At 67.4% G+C, this 19,906-nt stretch carries 25 protein-coding genes and 1 pseudogene; 14 read left to right on the top strand and 12 right to left on the bottom strand.

Annotation, left to right across the window (positions count from 1 at the left end; genetic code table 11):
* Nucleotides 1-136: 136 nt before the first annotated feature.
* The gene (locus VYJ16_RS05215; RefSeq protein WP_336349244.1) at nucleotides 137-322 is read left to right on the top strand and encodes a hypothetical protein; all 186 of its coding nucleotides are present in this window, start codon (nucleotides 137-139) and stop codon (nucleotides 320-322) included.
* Between the two features lie 55 nt (nucleotides 323-377).
* On the opposite strand, the gene VYJ16_RS05210 is transcribed toward VYJ16_RS05215, so the two are convergent.
* A complete protein-coding gene (locus VYJ16_RS05210) occupies nucleotides 378-1,076 on the bottom strand; it encodes a hypothetical protein (RefSeq protein WP_336349243.1) in 699 nt (232 codons plus the stop codon).
* Nucleotides 1,077-1,198: 122 nt separating this feature from the next.
* Nucleotides 1,199-1,453, bottom strand: coding sequence for a hypothetical protein (locus VYJ16_RS05205; RefSeq protein ID WP_336349242.1), 255 nt, complete (start codon nucleotides 1,451-1,453; stop codon nucleotides 1,199-1,201).
* A 201-nt stretch (nucleotides 1,454-1,654) separates the two neighbouring features.
* Between VYJ16_RS05205 and VYJ16_RS05200 the strand changes: the two genes are divergently transcribed.
* Nucleotides 1,655-2,080, top strand: a complete 426-nt coding sequence (locus tag VYJ16_RS05200) for an HIT family protein (protein WP_336349241.1) — start codon at nucleotides 1,655-1,657, stop codon at nucleotides 2,078-2,080.
* Nucleotides 2,081-2,131: 51 nt separating this feature from the next.
* Nucleotides 2,132-2,881: a P-loop NTPase family protein gene (locus tag VYJ16_RS05195; RefSeq protein WP_336349240.1), complete on the top strand. Its 750-nt coding sequence runs from the start codon at nucleotides 2,132-2,134 to the stop codon at nucleotides 2,879-2,881.
* A 100-nt stretch (nucleotides 2,882-2,981) separates the two neighbouring features.
* On the opposite strand, the gene VYJ16_RS05190 is transcribed toward VYJ16_RS05195, so the two are convergent.
* The gene (locus VYJ16_RS05190) at nucleotides 2,982-3,497 is read right to left on the bottom strand and encodes a DUF7858 family protein (protein ID WP_336349239.1); all 516 of its coding nucleotides are present in this window, start codon (nucleotides 3,495-3,497) and stop codon (nucleotides 2,982-2,984) included.
* Between the two features lie 170 nt (nucleotides 3,498-3,667).
* Between VYJ16_RS05190 and VYJ16_RS05185 the strand changes: the two genes are divergently transcribed.
* Complete coding sequence (locus VYJ16_RS05185; RefSeq protein ID WP_336349238.1) at nucleotides 3,668-4,582, top strand: transcription initiation factor IIB; 915 nt, start codon at nucleotides 3,668-3,670, stop codon at nucleotides 4,580-4,582.
* Nucleotides 4,583-4,592: 10 nt separating this feature from the next.
* Here VYJ16_RS05185 and VYJ16_RS05180 read toward each other — a convergent pair whose 3' ends face one another.
* The 6 genes from VYJ16_RS05180 to VYJ16_RS05155 all read right to left on the bottom strand — a co-directional run bounded on the left by VYJ16_RS05180 (nucleotide 4,593) and on the right by VYJ16_RS05155 (nucleotide 10,008).
* On the bottom strand, nucleotides 4,593-5,279 hold the full coding sequence (locus VYJ16_RS05180; RefSeq protein ID WP_379762009.1) for a MinD/ParA family ATP-binding protein: 687 nt from the start codon (nucleotides 5,277-5,279) through the stop codon (nucleotides 4,593-4,595).
* Nucleotides 5,276-5,752: a DUF7857 domain-containing protein gene (locus VYJ16_RS05175; RefSeq protein ID WP_336349236.1), complete on the bottom strand. Its 477-nt coding sequence runs from the start codon at nucleotides 5,750-5,752 to the stop codon at nucleotides 5,276-5,278. The genes VYJ16_RS05180 and VYJ16_RS05175 overlap by 4 nt, the downstream gene beginning before the upstream one ends.
* Before the next feature lie 90 nt (nucleotides 5,753-5,842).
* Entirely contained in the window at nucleotides 5,843-6,703 is an 861-nt protein-coding gene (locus VYJ16_RS05170) for a DUF7856 family protein (protein WP_336349235.1), read from the bottom strand.
* Nucleotides 6,700-7,038: a DUF7855 family protein gene (locus tag VYJ16_RS05165; protein ID WP_336349665.1), complete on the bottom strand. Its 339-nt coding sequence runs from the start codon at nucleotides 7,036-7,038 to the stop codon at nucleotides 6,700-6,702. Before VYJ16_RS05165 ends, VYJ16_RS05170 begins: the two co-directional genes overlap by 4 nt.
* Nucleotides 7,039-7,104: 66 nt before the next feature.
* Nucleotides 7,105-7,386 (bottom strand): DUF7854 family protein, encoded by a 282-nt coding sequence (locus tag VYJ16_RS05160; RefSeq protein ID WP_336349234.1) that lies wholly within the window; start codon nucleotides 7,384-7,386, stop codon nucleotides 7,105-7,107.
* The gene (locus VYJ16_RS05155) at nucleotides 7,387-10,008 is read right to left on the bottom strand and encodes an ATP-binding protein (protein WP_336349233.1); all 2,622 of its coding nucleotides are present in this window, start codon (nucleotides 10,006-10,008) and stop codon (nucleotides 7,387-7,389) included.
* A 103-nt stretch (nucleotides 10,009-10,111) separates the two neighbouring features.
* Here VYJ16_RS05155 and VYJ16_RS05150 point away from each other — a divergent pair, with 103 nt between their 5' ends.
* Nucleotides 10,112-11,227, top strand: coding sequence for an alpha/beta fold hydrolase (locus tag VYJ16_RS05150; protein ID WP_336349232.1), 1,116 nt, complete (start codon nucleotides 10,112-10,114; stop codon nucleotides 11,225-11,227).
* A 149-nt stretch (nucleotides 11,228-11,376) separates the two neighbouring features.
* Here the strand turns inward: VYJ16_RS05150 and VYJ16_RS05145 are convergent.
* The 3 genes and pseudogenes from VYJ16_RS05145 to VYJ16_RS05135 form a co-directional block, all read right to left on the bottom strand.
* A pseudogene (locus tag VYJ16_RS05145) lies at nucleotides 11,377-11,529 on the bottom strand (type IV pilin domain-containing protein); the annotation flags it as partial.
* 90 nt (nucleotides 11,530-11,619) lie between these two features.
* The gene (locus VYJ16_RS05140) at nucleotides 11,620-12,132 is read right to left on the bottom strand and encodes a hypothetical protein (RefSeq protein WP_336349231.1); all 513 of its coding nucleotides are present in this window, start codon (nucleotides 12,130-12,132) and stop codon (nucleotides 11,620-11,622) included.
* Between the two features lie 18 nt (nucleotides 12,133-12,150).
* A complete protein-coding gene (locus VYJ16_RS05135; protein ID WP_336349230.1) occupies nucleotides 12,151-13,941 on the bottom strand; it encodes a vWA domain-containing protein in 1,791 nt (596 codons plus the stop codon).
* 158 nt (nucleotides 13,942-14,099) lie between these two features.
* On the opposite strand from VYJ16_RS05135, the gene VYJ16_RS05130 reads away from it, so the two are divergent.
* The 9 genes from VYJ16_RS05130 to VYJ16_RS05090 all read left to right on the top strand — a co-directional run bounded on the left by VYJ16_RS05130 (nucleotide 14,100) and on the right by VYJ16_RS05090 (nucleotide 19,902).
* Nucleotides 14,100-14,465, top strand: a complete 366-nt coding sequence (locus VYJ16_RS05130) for a hypothetical protein (protein ID WP_336349229.1) — start codon at nucleotides 14,100-14,102, stop codon at nucleotides 14,463-14,465.
* Nucleotides 14,466-14,541: 76 nt separating this feature from the next.
* Nucleotides 14,542-15,933: a PAS domain-containing protein gene (locus VYJ16_RS05125; RefSeq protein WP_336349228.1), complete on the top strand. Its 1,392-nt coding sequence runs from the start codon at nucleotides 14,542-14,544 to the stop codon at nucleotides 15,931-15,933.
* Between the two features lie 108 nt (nucleotides 15,934-16,041).
* Nucleotides 16,042-16,242, top strand: coding sequence for a DUF7557 family protein (locus tag VYJ16_RS05120; RefSeq protein WP_336349227.1), 201 nt, complete (start codon nucleotides 16,042-16,044; stop codon nucleotides 16,240-16,242).
* Complete coding sequence (locus VYJ16_RS05115) at nucleotides 16,239-16,628, top strand: PIN domain-containing protein (RefSeq protein WP_336349226.1); 390 nt, start codon at nucleotides 16,239-16,241, stop codon at nucleotides 16,626-16,628. Before VYJ16_RS05120 ends, VYJ16_RS05115 begins: the two co-directional genes overlap by 4 nt.
* Nucleotides 16,629-16,747: 119 nt before the next feature.
* A complete protein-coding gene (locus VYJ16_RS05110; RefSeq protein ID WP_336349225.1) occupies nucleotides 16,748-17,125 on the top strand; it encodes a hypothetical protein in 378 nt (125 codons plus the stop codon).
* A 515-nt stretch (nucleotides 17,126-17,640) separates the two neighbouring features.
* Nucleotides 17,641-18,207, top strand: a complete 567-nt coding sequence (locus tag VYJ16_RS05105) for a hypothetical protein (protein ID WP_336349224.1) — start codon at nucleotides 17,641-17,643, stop codon at nucleotides 18,205-18,207.
* Nucleotides 18,208-18,344: 137 nt separating this feature from the next.
* Nucleotides 18,345-18,638 carry a hypothetical protein gene (locus tag VYJ16_RS05100; RefSeq protein ID WP_336349223.1) on the top strand — a complete coding sequence of 98 codons (294 nt, stop codon included), beginning with the start codon at nucleotides 18,345-18,347 and terminating at the stop codon, nucleotides 18,636-18,638.
* Nucleotides 18,638-19,159 carry a hypothetical protein gene (locus VYJ16_RS05095; protein WP_336349222.1) on the top strand — a complete coding sequence of 174 codons (522 nt, stop codon included), beginning with the start codon at nucleotides 18,638-18,640 and terminating at the stop codon, nucleotides 19,157-19,159. Before VYJ16_RS05100 ends, VYJ16_RS05095 begins: the two co-directional genes overlap by 1 nt.
* The gene (locus VYJ16_RS05090) at nucleotides 19,156-19,902 is read left to right on the top strand and encodes a hypothetical protein (RefSeq protein ID WP_336349221.1); all 747 of its coding nucleotides are present in this window, start codon (nucleotides 19,156-19,158) and stop codon (nucleotides 19,900-19,902) included. Before VYJ16_RS05095 ends, VYJ16_RS05090 begins: the two co-directional genes overlap by 4 nt.
* Nucleotides 19,903-19,906 lie beyond the last annotated feature (4 nt).

The raw sequence follows: 19,906 nt of genomic DNA, 5'->3' as shown, positions 1-19,906 counted from the left end.
TCCGTCACTAAATGGGGTTCGGTCCTGCAGGCGACGACCGAAGAACCAGCAGTCGCCGGGGCCGAAAGCCGTGAGCGCTCGCACCCTCGACGATCCCCCCGAACTTTGATATGTGTCGTGGGCGAACGTGACGGGCATGAACACGACGCTGTCGTCGTTCACCGAGGAAGAACTGAGCGCGGTCCTCCTCGTCGCGACGGTCGTCGTCCTCCTGACGTGGAACGCGACGACGCTCGACGGCGTCTCCCGCATCACGACCGCGGGCATCTCGGGAGTCATCGCGAGCGCCGTGATGGTCGTCGGCCTGCACGTACTGCGCTGAGCGAACGGCTTCACGCCGCGACCGGTAGCCTCGTGTCGACCGCGAGCGGCCGTGGTCAGGTCGCGATGCGTTCGCCGATGAACCCGCCGACGTACGACCCGATGAGCGCGGGGCCGACGAAGTACAGCGTCGCGATGGCGGCGACGACGAGCGTGATGATGGAGCCGGCGACCGCGATCGCGACGAGGACGACCGCGATGACGACCGTGATGAGCGCTTCGACGAGCGCGCCGTTCAGGAGCGCGAACACGGCGGGCCAGAACATGAAGAACAGGACGCCAAGGCCCATGACGGCGACCGTCGGGAGCGACAGGCCGAGGCCGAGGTCCATCTTGAAGTCGTCTTCGGCGTCGAGGTCGTCGGCGAGCGAGGGGTACAGCAAGCCGGCGAGGAAGGAGAGTGCGAGCGTCGACGCGGAGATGTACACGATGTTCCCGGGGCCGCCGACGTCGAGCGTGTCGATGAAGTACTTCCCCGTCGGGTCGAACTCGAGGAGGGGCTGTGGGCCGACGAACAGGAGGCCGACGGCGACGAGCGCGAACGGCGCGCCGAGCTTCAGCCCGAAGTCCATCGCTGGCCCGCCCTCGTACTCGTCGTCCTCGTCGTCCTCGCCGGTGACGGCGTCCGCGAGGCTGCCGTCGTCGTCGCCTTCGGAGAGCAACTGCTTGATCTGGTCCGCGTCGTCGTCTTCGGTCCCACCGTCCGTCCGTATCGCGTCGTCGGCGTCGTCTGTCGCCGAGGTCCACCCTGGCATACCTCGACACGACCCGCGGTCGAAATATAAACGTACCGGGCAGTCAGGCGAACCATCACGTCCGCGGGGTCGTGGTCGGTCGTGGCCGCTACCAGGACTGTCGGTCGTGGCCGCTCCGAGGACTAGCGCTCGTCGTCGACCGCGACCTCGAAGACCTCGTCGCCGCTGAACACCCGCATCGTCGCCCCGCCGTCACCGGACCCGCTCTCGCTGCGGTCGACGTCGTCCGTCGAGTGAGACTCGTCGTCGACGCCGTCGTCCATCCGCCCGGCCTTGGCGTCGTCGCGTCGCCGGAACACGGACGGTTCGCGTTCGTCTGTCCGTTCCTCGCGTGCCGACTCGTCCCCCGACTCGTCGGCGAAGATGCTCGAACCCATTCCCTGACTGGGGTTTCAGATACCACGGTTAGGAGCGTTCTGGCTGTATATCCAAGGGACGGCGCCGGGGCGCGTCGCTCCCGGAGGGACTTGCCGCCACCGCGCGAGCGAGCGCCGGTCCTCGGGCACGTCGGTGACGGATGCACGGGCGCAGGTGGACGACGGGTAATCTTCATACGGCCGCCGGCCGACGTCCCGCACATGAGCGAGGACTGCATCTTCTGTCAGATCGTCGCGGGCGACATCCCGAACAGGACCGTCTACGAGGACGACGACGTGCTCGCGTTCCTCGACGCGAACCCGCTCGCGCCCGGGCACACGCTCGTCATCCCGAAAGCCCACCACGAGACGCTCGGCGACCTCCCCGCGGACGCCGGCGCGAGCGTGTTCGAGACGCTTCACCGGCTGACGCCGGTCATCGAGGAGGCCGTCGACGCGGACGCGTCGAACGTCGCGTTCAACAACGGCGAGGCCGCCGGTCAGGAGGTCCCGCACGTCCACGGGCACGTCATCCCGCGATTCGAGGGGGACGGCGGCGGCCCCATCCACGCTATCGCCGGGTCCCCGCCGGACCTGAGCGACGACGAACTCGACGACATCGCCGCGCGCATCGCCGCCGACGCCTGACCCGAACTTTCGTTCACGAGATTTATCAGTGAAACCGACGGAACGTGAGGTATGAGTACGCCACGTTCCGTCGCTGTCGCCGGCGCCACCGGCGGCGCGGGCACGACACGACTCGTCGTCGAGACCGCCGGCATCCTCGCGCGCGACGACCGCGACGTCGCCGTCTTCGACGCCGCGTTCGCCACGCAAGGACTCGCCCAGTACGTCCCCGAACGCGTCGACGTCGACGCCACCCGACTCCTCACGGACGACGCGGTCGCACCGAGCGAAACGCTCGTCGACCTCGACGTCGACGCATCCGGTCGCGTCGCGGCGTGCCCCGTCCGCGCGTCGTTCACCGAACTCGCCGACGCGAAGACCGCGGCCGCGGCCGAACGCTTCGACGCCGTCCTCCGCGAGACCGCCGACGCGTTCGACCACGTCCTCGTCGACGTGCCACCGGTCGCCGCGAACCAGCACGTCGCCGCGGTCAGCGCCACCGACCGAGCCGCGCTCGTCGCCCGCGACGGCCGCCGCGGCGCGGACGCCCTCCCGAGACTCCGCGACCGCCTCCGCGACCTCGACGCGGCCTCCCCAGGCGATTTCGTCGTCGCGAACCGCGTCGCAGACGCACCCGTCGTCGCGGACCCGGCGGTCGCCGTCCCCGAGAGCGACGTCGTCGACCCCGCGGCTGCACCGGTCTGCGACACCGCCACGGGCGCGTTCCCGCGAGCGGTCAGCGAACTCGCCGAGCGCGCGTTCGACGCCGACCTCGACGTCGACGTCGAGCAGCGGACCGTCACGGAACGCCTTCTCGACTGACGCCAACGAATCACGATTCGCGAGTGGCCCGGCTGGCGGGTCTGGATACGGATCCTTCGACGCCGACCACTGACTGCGACGCGGGCGGTCACCTCGACGGTCAGTAGAACTCGTCGGCGCTCGACATCGTCTCCGCGAGCGCGTCCCGTTTCTCGACGCTCGCCTCCCGCTCGTCCTCGAGCGCGCCGTCGACGACGCCACGCGCACCCTCGATGGGGTCGTGCGTCGCGACGTACGCCGCGAGCGCGAACTCGGCGTCGGACAGCGACAGCAGGCCGCGTGCGTCCGCTCGCGACACTCGCCCAGCGAGGTAGTCCTCGAGCACGCGCTCGCCGGTCGCGCTCACGGGCGACAGGCCGGCGAACCCGAGGCGATGCAGCGTCTTCGCGGCCGTCATCGGCGCGACGTCGGCGTCGTGGCCGGCTGCGTCGACCGGCGCACCGCCGACGTACGCCTCGGCGACCGCCGCTGCAGCACCCGGCTCGCAGGGCAGGTCCTCGGCGAACCTCGCGAGCGCGTCCGCCAGGCCAGCGTCGGTGGCGTCGACGCTCGCCACGCCGCGCTCGTCCTGCTCGGTCGTCGTCGACAGTCCCGCCGCGATGTCGGCCAACCCCATGCCAGCACGTACGCGCCCGCCGTGGTTTAAATCACTGCATACGGTGGCGCATCTAACGCCTTCTCGCGAGAGGAACGTACCGGAATCCGGTACGTTCGACTGGCCGCAGTCGGGCGTTTCGTCCCGCGACCACCTGCAGTTAAGTAAGGGTTCGCGGCGAACGTTCGAGTATGGGAACGACAGTCTGCCCCGAGTGCGATGGTACCGTTCGACCGAGCGACGACGAGTCCGTCTGCACCGACTGCGGGCTCGTGGTCGCCGCCGACCGCGTCGACCGCGGCCCCGAGTGGCGGAGCTTCGACGACGGCCCCGCCGACGGCAAACGCACCGGCGCGCCGCTGACGCGCTCCCGGCACGACCGTGGACTCTCCACGACAATCGGGCACGGGAACGACACGCGCCTGACGGGCCGGAAGCGCCGTCGCGTCGCCCGGATGCGTCGCGAGCACGCCAGAGCGCGCATCGCGACGAAACGCGACCGGAATCAGGTGTACGCGTTCACCGAGGTGCGCCGGGTCGTCGGCGCGCTCTCGCTCCCCGAGTCCATCCAGGAGCAGGCGTGCACGCTCTTCGAGTCCGCACAGAACGAGGACCTCCTCAAGGGCCGCTCACTGGAAGGGTTCGCAGCCGCCGCGGTGTACGCCACGTGTCGCGTCCGGTCGCTCTCCCGGACAGTCGAAGAGATAGCGGCGGTCGCACGCGCCGACGAACGCGAACTCCGCGTCGCCTACGACGCCCTGAACCGCGACCTCGGCCTCCCGACGGGCCCAGTCGATCCGCGCGAGTACCTGCCGCGGTACGCGAACGAACTCGACCTCCCGCAGGGCGTCGAGGGTCGCGCGACCGACCTCGCCACCACGGCCGTCGAGTCCGGGCTCGCGACGGGGAAGAACCCGAGTGGCGTCGCCGCCGGTTGCCTCTACCTCGCTGCGACCGAAGCGGGCGTCGAGTGCACGCAGGCCGACGCCGCCGACGCCGCGGACGTCTCGCCCGTGACGGTCCGCCACACGTACCAGGCGCTCGAGGAGCGGCGTGACCCGCCGGGCGGCGAGGACGTCGCGACTGGAGCGGTCGCGGACGACTGAGCGGTCGCTGTCAGGAGTCGCCGTCCGCCCGTCCGTCGGTCGCGCCGTCGGCGAGCGTCCGCGCGACCGCCGCGAACGCGTCCACGGCTGGCGCGTCGGGGGCGTCGCGCGCCACGGGGCGTCCTCGCGCCTGCGCGTCGGCGACGGCGTCGCTCTCGGGGACGGCGACCGCCGGTGCACCGAGCGCGCGCGAGAACCGCGAGACGTCGAGATTCTCGGGCGCCTGGTTCACGACGACGCCGGCGAGGCCGGCGTCGAGCTCGCGAGCGAGCGCTCGCGTCCGGACGGCGGCCGGGACGGCGAACGCGGTCGGCTCGCAGACGACGCCGACGCGGTCGGCGACAGCGAGCGCCACGCCCGCGTCCGCCGCCATCCCCGCCGGACAGTCCACGACGACCGCGCCGAACTCGCGCTCGACCGCGCGCAGCGCGGGCTCGAGCCGCCGGACGTCGCTCGCTCGCGCCCCGGCGAGCGTCCGACCGCACGAGAGCACGCGGACGCCTGCGACCGACCGCACCGCCTCGAGCGCGCTCGCTCGCCCCGCGAGGACGTCGTGGAGGTCCGGGCCGCGCCCGCCCGGGAGGTCCGCCATCGCCAGGTCCGCGTCCACGACCACCGACGCCAGCGCGTCCGCGACGTTCAGCGCCACCGTCGACTTTCCGACGCCACCCTTCCCGCCCGCGACCGCGAGGATCACGCGTCCCACCCGTCGCCGTCCCCGGGCGCGGCGCTCGCGCCGCGCGCGACCGGCTCGCCCGACTCCTCCGGGCTCGCGTTCTCGCGCGGTGTCGCGGCGAGCGGCGGTGCGAACGACCCGAGCGCACGAACGACGCCGTCGACGTCCGGCGCGTTCGGCTCTTCCGAGCCGTCCGCGGCTACGGCCTCAGATTCCACGCCACCTCGGCCCTCGGTCGCGACGCACTCGACGTCGACCGTCGACGCCGGCGTCGCGAACCCGACGCCGCGGACGCCGCCCGCGGCCACGGTCAGGGTAACGCCGTCGGCGTCCCACCCCGCCGCCGGGACGCCGCGCCGCCGCGGCGGCCAGAGCGCGCCCTCGCAGGACACCGCCAATCGCACGCGCCGTCGCTCGCTCGAAGGATTCTCCACGACCACCGTCGCGAACGTCACGCCGTCGCGGCGCGACTCCCGCACGCTCACGTCGACCATGCCCGCTCTGGCCGCGCCATCACTGATAAACGACGACGCGGACGCGGAGCCGGGAACCTCTCGGGCGGTCGCGCTCGCGTCGACTGTGCGTCAGTCCACGGCGAGCACGACCGGTGCGTCGAGAACCCGGTGAGCGGTCTCGGCGTCGTCGAACCGGTCGACGCCCACGACGACCGGCGCGGTGACGTCCGCGACGCGCACGGCGGCGAGCGCCGCGGTCGCGTCCGCACCCGCGAACGACCCCGGCTCCGCACCCACGTCGTCGACGTCGCCGCCAGGGACCGCCGCGACCGCATCGCGGAACGCCGACCACGTCGCCGCGACGCGATTCGCGCGTACCTCGCGCTCCAGGCGCCCGACGCGGTCCGCGAGCGACAACCGCCGTTCGCGCGCATCCCGCGCCTCCCGAGCCCGCTCGCGTTCCCGCGCGAGCGCCTGCTCGGCCGCGACCAGCTCGGTCTCGCGCTCGCTCGCGTCCGCCACCGCCGCCCGCAACCGCTCCCGGCCCGCGTCGACGTCCGCGTCGAGGTCCTCGCGCGCCTGCACCGCACCACGCGCCGCCGCCACGTCCGCCGTCACCGCCTCCGCCGCCGCCCGCGCCTCGGCCACGCGCTCGCGCGCCCCAGACACGTCCACCTCGGGGACCTCGACCGCAGCCAACTCCTCGCGCGCCGCCTCGAGCGCCTCGACGCCCTCGACGTCGACGTCGAGCGACCGCGCCGCCGCCGCGAGCGCCGCACGCACGTCCACCGACGCATCCGAACGGACCACACCGACGTGCTCGAAGACACTCCCAGGTGGCTCACAGTCCACCCGCAGCGCCCGGCCGTCGCCGACCGCGGCCGGTCCCGTGGCGCGAACCGCCGCCACGACCGCACGCACCGACACGGCCAGCTCGCGGCAGTCCACCGCCGGCCCCGACCACGACGCTGCTCCATACTCGATTCTCACAGCTCCTGCTCGCGGAGCCGCTCCTTCGACGGCAGGTCCCGACCCGCCGCGAACTTCGCGTACGGCGTCGACGGCGACTCGCGGTCCTCGTACGCGACCGCCGCCTCGCGAGCGTCCGCGAACGCGTCCTCGAACTCGTTCAACGGCGTCGTCCGCTCCAACTGCACGTCACCGCCGTGGCGCTCCCGGAGCCGCAACCCGAGGAACGCGCCGAACGCCGTCGCCTCCAGGAGCGCCACCCGCCCGAACCGGCGGACGACCGCGTCCTCGTGCGCCCGACACGCGTTCCGGAGCGCCTGCCGCGCCGCCCGCGAGTACGTCACCACCAGTATCACTACCATTCGCTCCACACCAGCGCGAAAAAAGTCCTCCGTCACGCGCTCGACCGACAACACCCCGCCCTACGTCACGCGCTCGACCGACAACACCCCGCCCTCGACGTCAACGAGCTCGCGAACGCGCTCGCGCGCCTCCACCGCGTCCGCCGCGACGACCACCACACCCACCGCCGCCTCCGGCCCCTCCACCACCCGATACGGCGCCACGCCATCACCCTCGAACGACGACACGTACGTCCGCAACACGCCCTGCACGCGCCCCTCCAACTCCGCGAACGAACACTCCCCGTCCTCGAACGCCGCGAGCGCCGACTCCACGTTCCGCAACGCACTGATCCGGTCCATCTACGTCGTCCGCAGGTGCTCGTGCTTGGGCTCGTACACCTCGCCCTTCTGCTTCAACTTGTCAATCTCGTGCTCGGCCTTGCTCGCATCCATCCCGATCTCGTCCGCACGATCCATCACCACGTCCACCGGCGCCCCATCGTCGTACTCCTCCTCGATGTCCGCGATGAGCGCCTTCAGGTTCTTGATACGGTCACGCTGCGTCTTCGACTGCCCCGTCTCCACCACGTCCGCGTCGAACTCCCCAGTCTCCGGGTCCACGCCGATGTCCTGCAAGCACGACCGCACGATCTCGATCACGCGCTCCGAATCAGCCTCGTCCACCGTATCCGACAACCGCACCCGCGCACTCGCCTCCGCCAACCGCACGATCGCCTCCAACTGCCTGGCGGTCACCGGCACCGGCGAATCCTCGTCCTGCCCCTTCGACCGCAAGTCCACGTAGAAGTCCTCGATCGCCTGTCGCGCCGCCTCCGTCATCCGCGGATGACAGTTCTGCTTCGCGTACGCGATGTACTTCCGCATCAACTCCGGGTCGATGTCCGGGTCGACGTCCGCCGTCACCGAATCGATCTCTTCGTCCGACACGTCCACGTTCGTCATCTTCGAGCGCTGCGTCGACAGCTCCCCAGCGTAGTTCGTGTTCAGGATGTGCTGGGCGAGATTCCGGTCCTCCTCCTCGTCCGGCTGGTCCGTCACCGTGAATATCAGGTCGAACCGCGATATCAACGCGGGTTCGAGGTCTATCTGCTCGCCGATCGGCTCGTACTGGTCGAACCGCCCGTACTTCGGGTTCGCCGCACCCAACAGCGAACACCGAGACTTCAACGTCGCGTTGATACCCGCCTTCGACACCGAGATCTCCTGCTGCTCCAGGGCCTGATGCATCGCCGACCGGTCGTCCGGCGCCATCTTGTCCAGCTCGTCCACCGCCGCAATCCCACGGTCAGCCAACACGAGCGCCCCGGCTTCGAGCGACCACTGTTGTCCATCTCCAAAGTCATCGCGTACAGCAGCGGCAGTCAGGCCTGCTGAGCTGCTTCCTTTCCCTGATGTATAAACCGAACGGGGTGCTACGTTTTTGATATACGAAAGTAGCTGTGAGTTGTGCGAGACGACACCGTTCGAGACGTACGTATGCGTCCCCGCGACCTCGAGGTCGTACACCCACTCGGCCTCGGGTTCGTACGTCTCGATGGACTCGATTCGGCTCCACGTGAGTTCGAGGGCGTCGGGCTGGCTCGTCCCGGTTTCGGCGACGACACCGCCATCTGCGACGGCTTCACTCGTCGCGGCGATGACGGTTCCCTCCGCAAGCTGGTCCGCTTGCACTGCTTCGAACCCAGCGTCACCCTGGACGAAAAGCGGGTGTGAGGGCGTGACGTCGACTTCGCGACCGCTCGCCGTCCGGATCCGATACATTTCCTCGGGTGCGTCGCGCTTCCAGACCTTCGTCGCGGACTCGGTTGCGATGCCTCCATCTGGTTGGAGCGATGGGACGTCGAAGTCGGCGTGGTCCCAGACGCCGTCGTCGACGGGTTTCGGGTTGTCGAGGTTGGCTTCGACGAGACCGCGTATCTCGCGTTCGCTTCCGTCGGCCAGTGTGACCGTGGTGTCTCCTGAGACGCACTTCCCCGTACCCGGATCCCCTATCAGGAGCATGTGGAGGTCGCCGCGGATACGTGAGCCGTCGGGGAGGTGTTTGGTGACGCCGGAGAAGAGTTGGAGGATCATGGAGAGTTTCTCCTCGTCGTAGCCGTAGATGCTGGGGGCGACGGACGCGACCATCTTGTCGTAGATGTCGGGGTTGTTGGAGAGTTCGTAGATGGCTTCTTTGTCGGCGTCCGTGATCTCCATGTCCTCGAAGTCTTCTTCGTCGATGACGACGCTGACGCCGTCCATGTAGACGTCGAACACCGCGGACTTGTCTTGCTCGCTGCCTTGTTGTTCGAGGCGGAGGATGCCGGTGGCGGCGACGTGGTCGCCGGGCGTGACGTTCCCGGTGATGTCGTCCTCGATCTGGACGTCGATCGCTTGCGGCGTTTCGCCGCCGCGGAGGCCTTCGGGTGATTCCTGGACGCGGAGTTTCTGGGAGTCGACGAACTCGGATTGGTCGTAGTTCAGCCCGAACGGGCCTTGGCGTTCGCAGCCGCCGCATTCGTGTGGTTCCTGGAAGTCGCCGCCGGATTGGGGGATGCGCGTGAGGGTGCCGCAGCGCTGGCATTCGAACGCGGCTTCCTGCATCTTCGGGCGGACGTCGGTGGCTTTGTTGACGGTGCCGCGGACGGTGACGAGCGTGTTGACGTGGCGGGCGCGTATCTCGCGGATGTCCGTGGAGTCCGGGAGGGGGTCCATGCGGACGTGCGCTTGCCCGAGTTTGACGTCGACGGGGAGGTCGTAGAGGCGGAGGGCTTCTTCGGCGTACTTCTGGAGTTGTTCGGGCTGGTTCTCGTAGTCGTCGGCGAGGTCGGGGTCGAAGCGGTAGAGGTCGTCGTAGTCGATGTACAGCGAGCGCTGGTCGGTGGGGTAGTTCTGTGCGAGTTTCCCGATTTCGTCGCGGTAGTAGGTGCGGTAGAAGTCGAGGAACGCGTCGACGAGTTCGGAGTTGTCCCCTGCAGCCATTACACGCTTCTAGACGCGTGCCGACTCAAGAAGGTTCGCAAAGGTGGGTGGAAGTGAACGCCGCGGTCGGTCTCCACTGGGACCACGTGGTTTGAGGAGGGTGGTGTGCGTCCTCGAAGGCGTGTTATCGTCGTTCGTCGATGGCGTTCGCGACCGGGTGCCGTCGTGGTCGCGTCGCCGGTGGCTGGGTGTGGTCGCGGCGGGCGTGCTCGGCGTGCTCGTGCTCGCGGCGGCCGGATTCTGGGTGTACTTCGGCGTGCTCGGGTTCCACGCGCCGGTCGAGGTCACGGAGTCGGTGCGTGCGAACGGGAACGTGAGCGTCGAGCGTGCGTACGGCGGGTTCGTCCTGGGGCCGACGGAGGAACTGGACGCGGAGACCCGGCGTGCGGGCGAGGGCGTCGGCGTGGTGTTCTATCCGGGTGGGCGCGTGGCGCCGGACGCGTACCTGTCGTCGGCGGCGCGCGTCGTCGAGGAGACTGGCGTGACGGTGTTCGTCCCGAAGATGCGAGCGAATCTCGCGGTGCTCTCGCAGGGGAAGGCGAACGCGGTCCTCGCGGGCGAGAACGGCGTGGAGACGTGGGTCGTCGGCGGGCACTCGCTGGGCGGGGCGATGGCGTGCCGGTACGCGAACGCGAACCCAGATCGGGTCGACGGCCTCGTGCTCGTCGGCGCGTACTGCGACCGCCCCGTGCGCGGGATGCCAGCGCTCTCGGTCGTGGGGTCGCGCGACGCGGTGCTCGACCGCGAGCGGTTCGCGGAGACCCGCGGGAACCTCCCGGCGAACGCGAGCGTCGTCCGCATCGACGGGATGAACCACTCGCAGGCGGGGTGGTACTACGGGCAAGCGGGCGGGCAGTCCGCGAGGATAGGCTACTCGACGGCCCACGACCGGCTCGCGGCCGCGGTCGCGGACTGGCTCTGCACCGAGTACGACCGCTGCGTGCGCTCGGATGAGGCGAACGCGACGTTCCCGGCCGAGGGGATGGCGAGGTCGAGTGCACCGGCCCTGGGTTCGAGCGCGTTCGTGGACGCGGTGAGCGTTCGTTCCAGGAGGACTTTCCCGCTAGGTTCGTGGACGACGGTGACGGTGACGCGGTCGCCGGGGTCGAGGGAGACGTCGCCGTTCGCGATGCGGAACACGAGCGCCTCGCCGCTTGACCACTCGCCGTCGCTGCCCGCTGGTTCGTTGCTCGCGAGCGCGCCGCCGATGCCGCCGTAGCTGCTGTCCCAGACGTCGTCTCCGTCGTAGTCGGTCGCGTCGATACGCGGCGTCGGCACGCCGGTGAGTCGCGAGTGCTTCGAGGAGTCCGAGAACGTCACGACGACCGCGAGGTCCGAGACCGTGACGGTGTCCCCGCCCCGATGCGTGATGCGGACGGTCTGGTCGCCGCCGCCCGCGACGTCAGCCTGGAGCTCGGCGTCGGCGTTCGCGACCTGCGGCGCGGGTTGTTGTTCGACGCCCGCGAGGTCGAGGACGAACGACCCGACTGCTGCCGCCATGATGACGGTCACTGCGACCATGAGGACGACCGCGACGACCGACGAGACGCCGCGTTCGTGCTGCATGTTCGTCTGGGTCCTCGTGCTGGACGCTGAAAGGACTTCGTAGCGTTACGAGTGATGATTCGTCGTGCGCTCGTCGGCGTCGGTCGCGGTGGGAGCGCTCCCTGCGGTCCAGGCGGCGAGAACCTGCGCCTGCTCGCCGTCGGCGCTCGTCCAGACGACGTGCACGTCGGCGCCCGCGGGAACGGAGCCCTCGTAGGTCGCGCGTTCGCCGCGATTCCAGCGGTTCCCGTCGGGCCACGCGACGTCGGTGACGGTGTCCTCGCCGACGCGGAGGGAGAGTCGTGCGACCGCGAGGGTCTCCTCGCCACGGTGAACGACGGTGACGGTCTCGTCGCCGGTCCCCCAGCCGTCAGTCCCTGGGTCGACGGTGCCCTCCAGGGTCGGGGGAGCGGTGGGGTCCTCGCAGCCGCCGACCAGCGGGCACGCGAACGCGGACCAGACGCCGCCGAACGCGACGACGGCCGCGGTGACGACGGCGAGCGCGACGCCGACGCCGAGTGCGAACTTCACCACGGGGGAGACGGCACGCGAGTCCGTCAGGAGGGCGCGGACGTGCATCGAGTCACGGCCGACTTCTCAGCCGGCCGGTGTACGTCTTGGGGCTTCCCTGGCGCGCGCTTGGACGGACTCGACATCGAGCCCGAAGCTTGGTACGGTGCTGATGCTCGTGGTGTCTGGGTTGGATGCGGTCCTGGTGTCTGGGTTGGCTGTGGTCCTGGTGTCTGGGTTGACTGCGGTCCTGAGGGGCCTGGCGTCGAAGGTCGCTTGGGTGTCGGTGGCGTTCTCGGCGGCAGCGAGGATGGCGTCCATGATGGCGAGTTCGCGGTTGAGGGCGTCGTCGTCGAGAGCGTTCGCTTCGTTCGCGAAGTGCTCGCGGAACGCGCGGATGCGGTCGCGGTAGGGTGGCGACGCTCGGAGAGCGACCGAGCGTTGCTCCCACTCGCCGAGCGTCCGTCCCTCGATGGGGTCGTCCGCGGCCACGTCGACGGTGCCGTTACCGGCCGTCGCGCGCTCGTACGCCATCCAGTTCTGCATGAGGGTGGCGTACTCCGCGAGGAGGACGGCCTTGCGGACGCCAGTGCTTTCGTAGTACGGCGCCTCGCGGTCCGCGAACGCGACGGTGCGCGTGGTCGCGTGGCGCTCGCCGTTGCGCGTCTCGTAGCGCGCTGTGAGCGTCACCGCCGCCGGGCTCCCTGGGCCGTCGTCGGTTGGCGTGGCGTTCCCGACTCGCTCCAGTTCCACGAGGACGACGCCGCCCTCGGTCTTGCCGTCGCTCGTCCGGGACGGGAATAGCGTGTTCACCGAGATGACGTCGCCCGTGGTCGCGTTCGCGTCAGGCGACCCGTACACGCGCTCGACGCGATAGTCCGAAGCGTTCACCGACACCGAGAGGTCGAACACGAGCGGCGACACCATGTACGCGAACCCCTCGTCCATCCGGTCGGCGAACTCGCTCGGTGACTTGACGACGTAGTGGTTCGCGCCCTCGACGTCGTTCACGGTGTCGACGAACCGCGCGTTGAAGTCGACGCCGACGCCGACGAACGTCGAGTACACGCCCGCGTCGGCGTTCGCCGCGAGGCGGTCGCCAAGCGTGCCGCCGTCGGTCGTCCCGACGTTCGGCATCGCGTCCGTGAGGTACACGACGCGGGTCTCGCGCTCGGTGCGGTCGGCGTCGCGATACGGCCGCAGCATCTCCTCGGCGACCGTCATCCCGGCGTCGAGGTTCGTGCTGCCGCCAGCGCGCAGCGACCCGATCTTCCGGTTGACGGCGTCCATGTCGCGGTCGCCGACGCGTGCCATGTCGACGACGCGGCGGGCGTCGTCGTCGTACGCGACGACGCCGAACCGGTCGTCGGCCGTGAGGTGCGTGGTGAGCGTCCTGAGCGCGCTACGGGCGGCCGCCATCTTCGAGGAGTCGTCCTCGACCGTCTTCCGGGTGCCGTTGTCGTAGTAGTACGACCCGAACGGCGACTCCATCGACCCGGAGGTGTCGACGACGACGACGAGGTTCAGGGGTTTTCGTTCGAACTCGTTCGCGTCGATACCCGAGTTCAGGCCGACCGTGAGGAACTGTTCGCGGTTGCCCGAGATGGGGTCTTTTGTGACGGCACGACTGTACGACGGGCAGAACGTGGCGTTGCAGGGCTGGGTCTGGCCGGTGTCGAAGTAGTAGTCGTGGTAGAGGCCTTCGGCGGGAAGGCTCGCGGGTTGTGGCACGTAGCCGGCGTTGACGTTGTGCCGGAAGTCGTTCGCGTCCTGTGCGCCTCCGGCAGCGAACCCGACGCTGTCGCTCGAACTGCTACCGATGCAGCCGGCGAGAACGACGAGCGCGAGGAGGGTCGTTGCGATGACGAGTCGGCGCATGTTGCACGATAGCTATGCACATGGGGTTAAGGAGTTGGAAGAGTGAAACGACTCTTTGACAAAACTGACCTCTCCACGAGGACGCGACCCCTGGATTATCGACGTCGCGCGCTCGCCAGCACCCAACCCTTATCCTGTGGTCCGGAGAACCAACGGGCATGAGCGACCCGAGCATCGACGTGAACGCCGGCCCGCGCGCACCCAACCAGACGTACCACTACTTCCGCGACGACGACACCGAGGAACTCCTCGAGACGCGGTTCGCCTCCCAGCTTCCCGTCCCCGAGGTCGGCGAGGTCGTCGAGTTCGGGTCGCTCCCCATCGACCGGAGCGACGGCGACGCCCGCGCCGAAGGCGACCTCGACGTCGACGACCAGGCGTACGTCGTCCGCGAACGCTCCTACCAGTACGTGCAACCGGAGTTCCCCGCGGACGACCCCGCGAGCGACCAGGAGATAACCATCCTCGGCGTCAACCTCTACGTCGACCCATACGACGAGAACGCACGCGACGCCGACGAGTAACCACCCGAAGAAGTATCGGCCATCTAATAACTTGCCGACGCATCTATACACCTCCGGGCTACTACGACTCTAGTCAATGGTACCGTCCGGGTCGTTCGACGTCCTCCTCGACCACGCGCAGGACAAGATCGTCGTGGTCGACGAGCACGGCGACGTCACGTACGCCAACGAAGCGATCCGGCGCTCGCTCGGGTACGACCCCGAGGACGTCATCGGCACGAACGCGTTCGAGTACATCCACCCCGATGACGTCGACGCCATCCGGACCGCGTTCGAACGCGTCGTCCAGGCGGACACGTACGCCGAAGCCACCGCCACGTACCGCTTCCGGCACGACGACGGCTCGTGGGTGACGTTCGAATCCCGACTGTCGAACTGTACGGACGACGACCTCGACGGGTACGTCGTCAGTTCGCGCGACATCACGGACCGCGTCACCGCGGAACGCGACCGCCGCGAGACGACCTCGCGCCTCCAGGAGCTCGCCGCGACCACGGGCGACGTCCTCTGGATGTTCAGCGCCGACTGGACGGAACTCCTCTTCGTCAACCCCGCCTACGAGGACGTCTACGGCGGAACCGTCGACGACCTGCGTGCGGACCCGGCGTCGTTCCTCGACACCGTCCACCCCGAGGACGTCCCGCGCGTCGAGGAGGCGATGGCCGCACTCGCCGGCGGCGACTCCCAGAGCATCGAGTACCGCGTCGACCCGACGGACGGCTACGGCACGTGGGTGTGGGTGCAGGCCGAACCGATCGTCGAGGACGGCGACGTCGTCCGCATCACGGGCTTCACGCGCGACGTCACCAGCCGTCGGCGTCGCGAACGCCAACTCTACGTCATGGACACGCTCCTCCGGCACAACCTCCGGAACGACCTCACGGTCGTCCTCGGTGAAGCCCAACGCATCGCGGACGCGTACCCCGACGCTACCCCGCACACCGACGTCATCTGCGACACCGCCGAAGCGCTCCTCGAAAGCGCCGAGAAGGGGCGCGCGCTCATCGAACGCTTGGACGCCGACGCGTCCAGACACCGCGTCGACGTCGCCGCCACCGTCGACGAGTGCGTCGCACGCATCGACGACCGCTACCCGAACAGCACCGTCGACGCGGACTGCCCCGACGCCGCTCGTGCACACTGCATCGACGGCCTCGACGCCGCCATCACCGAACTCCTCGAGAACGCCATCCACCACAACGACCACCCCGAACCGACCGTGCACGTCACCGTCACCGAAACCACCGACACCGTCACCGTCGCCGTCACCGACACTGCCAGCGCTATCCCGCAGGTCGAAGCGAACGTCCTCACCGGCCACCACGACATGACCGACGTCTACCACTCAAGCGGCCTCGGCCTCTGGCTCGTCTACTGGCTCGTCGAACGCTCGCACGGCGAGATAGCGGTCGACTCCACCGACGACGGGAACCAAATCGAACTCGCGTTCGACCGCGCACCGGAGTGACGGAGGACCACGCCACCAACTGGCTCCCGGTCGACGTGTAGCGACCTCCGAATCGCCCCCCGAGCTCTCGGAAAAGACTGAAACGGGTTGAATTCATAGTGAATTCATATGAGTCGCACGTCCATCCCGCTGGATTCCGAGACCAAGGACCGGCTGGGAGAACTCAAGCGCGAGGGCGAGACCTGGGACGAGTTCCTGCTCCGGCTCGCGAGCGACGAGGAAGCGATGACCTTCGGCGCGTGGAGCGACGACGAGGCCGAAGCGGCGATGGAGCGACTCCGCGAGGGCCGCGAGCGCGGTGACACATGACGTTCCTGGACACGTCCACCATCATCCAGTACCTCAGGGGCGACCGTGAGGTGAAGGACTACATCGAGGACCGGAAGCCGTGGTTGACGTCGACCATCTGCGTGTTCGAGGTCATCAACGGTCGCGTTGGGGCTGGAGAGACGTACATGGTTGAGGTCCGGAAGGACTTCGCTGGCGTCCACGCGCTCGACCTGACCGAGGAGATCGCGCTGGAGGCCGGACGCCTCCAGGACGAACTCGTGACCGACGGGAGTCGACTGGCGACGGCGGACCTGCTCATCGCGGCGACGGCACGGTCGACCGGCGACGAGCTCGTGGTCGCGGACGCGGACTTCCAGACGGACGTGCTCGAAGACGCGATGACGGTGACGAACCTGCGATCGTAGTCGAGGTGGAATGAACTCGGGGCAGTGGACCGTGCCAAACCGATGAGTGCCTCGCGTCGCAGGGCGAGCAGTACCCCGACGCGTACGACACGCTCTCGACGACGTGGCACGGGGAGGGGATGATCGTCGCGTGGGTCACCCAGCGCCTCGCGAAACTCGACAAGGACGTCGTGACCCAAGCGCAGGCGACGCTGCTGGGCGGGTTTCGCGACTCGGATTTGGACAAGGTCGCGCAGGCCGTCGAGTACCCCCGGGAAGTCCACAAGGCCGACGCCGAACGCGTCGACGGCCGGACCCTCCCCGAGGAGTTGCTCGTCGACGGCGAACCCCTGACGCTCCGGCGGTTCTCGAACGACGACGGCGACACCATCGGCTCCGAATGGATCTACAGCGACGACACCACACTCCGCCGCGAGAACTCCCAACACTGGCCCATGCAGAGCACCCACTACGGCAGCGACCGCATCCGAGTGAGTCACCCCTTCGACGATGACTAAAGAACAAATCAAGCTCCACAGCGACCGAGCCGAACGGTTCCGACGGATACGTGAGGATTTAACGGAGAAACTCGGCTACCAACCTTCGAAGTCAGAGACGGTTGGACTTGTTATGGCCTGTTATAATCTTAACAAGGACCATTCTGGTCAGTCGTTAGTCGAGGGTCTTTGAAATTTGGGTCAAATGAACCGGTTGGCTTTCGCTGAGGGCTTTCTCCAGAGTGGCAGTGATTTATATCCAAGTAGTTAGTCAAAGGGTGTTATGAGCGGAAGTGGCGACGAAGACCCTGAAATTCACAAACAAAAGCTGTGTGCGGCCTCGGGCTGTAAGGTTCCGGTAGGAAGGGAACGCGACTTTTGCCCTGCACACAGGAATTAGCTGTGGAAACAATCAATCATGACTGACCCTGACCGAGAAGAAGAAGATGAGTTACAATCCATTTGTCAACAGAAAGGATGCACAGCGACGATCGGGATTGAGAGAGATTATTGCGTAGAGCACAGAGGATAGCGTCATGGTTGTTTCTTCTCAAGCTTTCTCAATTTCGATAATACTCGGGATAACCGCCGATATTGTTCTGATATTTTTAATCAATCCAGCAACACTCACAGAACCGCCAACAAGCAACGAAATTGCATCTGCTGTTGATCAATTTGCTGGACGGGCCCTCTCCATCTTGGCAGTTGTCTTAGTCGTCCTCCAGTTCACCTTAGATGGTTCAGACATCACGCACTTTGAGGAACTGACGCTGATTGCGCTAACCGTCTCAGCAGGCCTGTTGATGGTTACCTTTATTTTAGAATTAGTTGGCGCAATTCGGATTCTGTTCTTTCGACTGCAGCTCAGCGCGCTCCGCTATGCGGGTCTTCTCCTCTTTTTGTCTATAGTGTTAGTACTGAAGGCCAAATCCGTTCCGGAAATTATGCCGTTCAGTCTATCGGTTTTCGTGGGCCTTTCTTGGATAATCTGGATCCTTCACGAACTGCATTACATTTTTAAAACTCAAAGAGAAGAATGGGATTCAATTGATATGAAGAGGTGTGATTGGGCTATTCGTACTATAGAATCTTGGAGAGGGTAAATAGCCTGTAGAATCTACCATCAGAATGCTGGATTAATCGATTCGCTTCAAACTAAACCGTCTCGATTTCGTTCTATGCAGCTAGTAGAGATGCTCTATACCGCTATTATGCGCTCTTGGCCTCAATGGGTGTCCGTATGGCGAGCAACTACGGCGATGCCATGGATGCACTGACTGAAAGCGATACCTGGGTCGATGCCGGCTACGTGGCGGGCGGCTACCTCGTTCCCGCGGTCGGCGGGTCGCTCCTGGAGGGGACGATGGGCGTGGACCTGCCGAACGAACTGTACGGCGTCGCGGGAATCGCCGGCTCCGAGATGGTCGTCGGTGAGCGCATGATGACCGTCGGCAGCGGGCTCTACACGGTTGACGCGCTCGCACAGCGCTTCGGCCTCAAGAACTCGGTCACGTCGCTCGGGGGTGGGGCCTGATGACCCAGTCTCTCTTCGCCGCCGAGGGCGACACCAGCGAGTACGTCACCACCGCGACGAACGACACCGGGAACTTCAGCCCGGTCCTGGAGATCTCGCCCGACGACGGCGTCGGGCTCATCCTCCGGAACTCCGTCGCGGTCGGCCAGAAGCTCGTCGGTTTCCCCGTCTACGCCGACCTTCGGGATTCGAACGGTGACCCGCTCCCGAACAACACGCGGGTCGCCCTCGCGTATGAGTCGCCGACGGACAACCAGTGGCAGATCGTGAGCGTCCCGCTCGCGAACATCCGTTCGTTCAACGAGAAGAGCATCACCGATCAGCAGAAGAAGGACAACGTCGACTCGGTGAAGCTCGAACTCGAAGCTCAGGGCACGCCCGAGCAGAAGGCTGGCCAGACCCTGGAGATCCGCGACATCGACACCGCGTACGTGCTCGTGGAGTCGAGCGTGCAGATCGACCACTCGAAGAGCGAGATCTACGTCGACAGCGACGCCGTCGAGGAGGTCGACATCGAATGAGTACCGGCCAGCAGCAGTTCACCCGCCGGAGCCTCGCGCGGAACTTCCCGTGGAGCGAGGGCCACGTCCCGACGAGTTCCTGGGAGTTCTCCACGAACACGCCTGGCGAACTCTCCACCGTCGCGCGGTTCCAGGCGCCCCGGCCGATCTGGCTCCGCGAGGACCGCGAACTCTCGCTCGTCGTCCCCGCGTACGAGACCAAGACCGTCGATGACACCGCCGACAACAGCGAGACCTTCAAGCTCTCGCACAACCTGCTGGAGTCGCCGGCGACGAACAACATCGTCGTCTACGACGACGGTACCCGCGTCTCGGGGAGTGCGCTCACCGTCGACTACGCGGCGGACTCGTTCGACTACTCCTCGCCCAACACCGGGACGACGCTGGACATCTACTACGTGCCGCGGGACCCGGCGACGGTGAAGTTCAAGAAGACCGCACCCGGCGGGGGTGCGTCGTTCGGCCAGGACCTGTTCAGCATCCCGACGGCCATCGCGCACACTCGCGACCAGATCGAGGAACCCCTCTCGTTCGACCTGAACCGCACGGAACTCCAACCGTTCGTCCCGCGGAAGTGGGAGGTCGTGATGCAGGTGAAGGCCGACTACACCGTGAAGTTCGAGGAGCCGACGCGCGGAACGGAGGCGACGAACGCGCTCCTGTCGCTCCCGCGTGAACAGACCGAGAACCGCATCCCCGGGCTCAAGGACGCGGTGAAGGCCGACATCGCGGAGCTGAGCTAGAATC

This window comes from Halorubellus litoreus, from assembly GCF_037081675.1.
Classification (GTDB): Archaea; Halobacteriota; Halobacteria; order Halobacteriales; family Natrialbaceae; genus Halorubellus; species Halorubellus litoreus.
Note: the sequence above shows the minus strand (reverse complement) of the source record. Positions and strands in the feature narration are given on the sequence as shown.

Excerpts from the sequence above, each read along its gene's own strand:
- VYJ16_RS05215 (WP_336349244.1), top strand. The coding sequence starts at position 137 with ATGAACACGACGCTGTCGTCGTTCACCGAGGAAGAACTGAGCGCGGTC.
- VYJ16_RS05210 (WP_336349243.1), bottom strand. The coding sequence starts at position 1,076 with ATGCCAGGGTGGACCTCGGCGACAGACGACGCCGACGACGCGATACGG.
- VYJ16_RS05205 (WP_336349242.1), bottom strand. The coding sequence starts at position 1,453 with ATGGGTTCGAGCATCTTCGCCGACGAGTCGGGGGACGAGTCGGCACGC.
- VYJ16_RS05200 (WP_336349241.1), top strand. The coding sequence starts at position 1,655 with ATGAGCGAGGACTGCATCTTCTGTCAGATCGTCGCGGGCGACATCCCG.
- VYJ16_RS05195 (WP_336349240.1), top strand. The coding sequence starts at position 2,132 with ATGAGTACGCCACGTTCCGTCGCTGTCGCCGGCGCCACCGGCGGCGCG.
- VYJ16_RS05190 (WP_336349239.1), bottom strand. The coding sequence starts at position 3,497 with ATGGGGTTGGCCGACATCGCGGCGGGACTGTCGACGACGACCGAGCAG.
- VYJ16_RS05185 (WP_336349238.1), top strand. The coding sequence starts at position 3,668 with ATGGGAACGACAGTCTGCCCCGAGTGCGATGGTACCGTTCGACCGAGC.
- VYJ16_RS05175 (WP_336349236.1), bottom strand. The coding sequence starts at position 5,752 with ATGGTCGACGTGAGCGTGCGGGAGTCGCGCCGCGACGGCGTGACGTTC.
- VYJ16_RS05160 (WP_336349234.1), bottom strand. The coding sequence starts at position 7,386 with ATGGACCGGATCAGTGCGTTGCGGAACGTGGAGTCGGCGCTCGCGGCG.
- VYJ16_RS05155 (WP_336349233.1), bottom strand. The coding sequence starts at position 10,008 with ATGGCTGCAGGGGACAACTCCGAACTCGTCGACGCGTTCCTCGACTTC.
- VYJ16_RS05140 (WP_336349231.1), bottom strand. The coding sequence starts at position 12,132 with ATGCACGTCCGCGCCCTCCTGACGGACTCGCGTGCCGTCTCCCCCGTG.
- VYJ16_RS05135 (WP_336349230.1), bottom strand. The coding sequence starts at position 13,941 with ATGCGCCGACTCGTCATCGCAACGACCCTCCTCGCGCTCGTCGTTCTC.
- VYJ16_RS05130 (WP_336349229.1), top strand. The coding sequence starts at position 14,100 with ATGAGCGACCCGAGCATCGACGTGAACGCCGGCCCGCGCGCACCCAAC.
- VYJ16_RS05125 (WP_336349228.1), top strand. The coding sequence starts at position 14,542 with ATGGTACCGTCCGGGTCGTTCGACGTCCTCCTCGACCACGCGCAGGAC.
- VYJ16_RS05120 (WP_336349227.1), top strand. The coding sequence starts at position 16,042 with ATGAGTCGCACGTCCATCCCGCTGGATTCCGAGACCAAGGACCGGCTG.
- VYJ16_RS05115 (WP_336349226.1), top strand. The coding sequence starts at position 16,239 with ATGACGTTCCTGGACACGTCCACCATCATCCAGTACCTCAGGGGCGAC.
- VYJ16_RS05110 (WP_336349225.1), top strand. The coding sequence starts at position 16,748 with ATGATCGTCGCGTGGGTCACCCAGCGCCTCGCGAAACTCGACAAGGAC.
- VYJ16_RS05105 (WP_336349224.1), top strand. The coding sequence starts at position 17,641 with ATGGTTGTTTCTTCTCAAGCTTTCTCAATTTCGATAATACTCGGGATA.
- VYJ16_RS05100 (WP_336349223.1), top strand. The coding sequence starts at position 18,345 with ATGGCGAGCAACTACGGCGATGCCATGGATGCACTGACTGAAAGCGAT.
- VYJ16_RS05095 (WP_336349222.1), top strand. The coding sequence starts at position 18,638 with ATGACCCAGTCTCTCTTCGCCGCCGAGGGCGACACCAGCGAGTACGTC.
- VYJ16_RS05090 (WP_336349221.1), top strand. The coding sequence starts at position 19,156 with ATGAGTACCGGCCAGCAGCAGTTCACCCGCCGGAGCCTCGCGCGGAAC.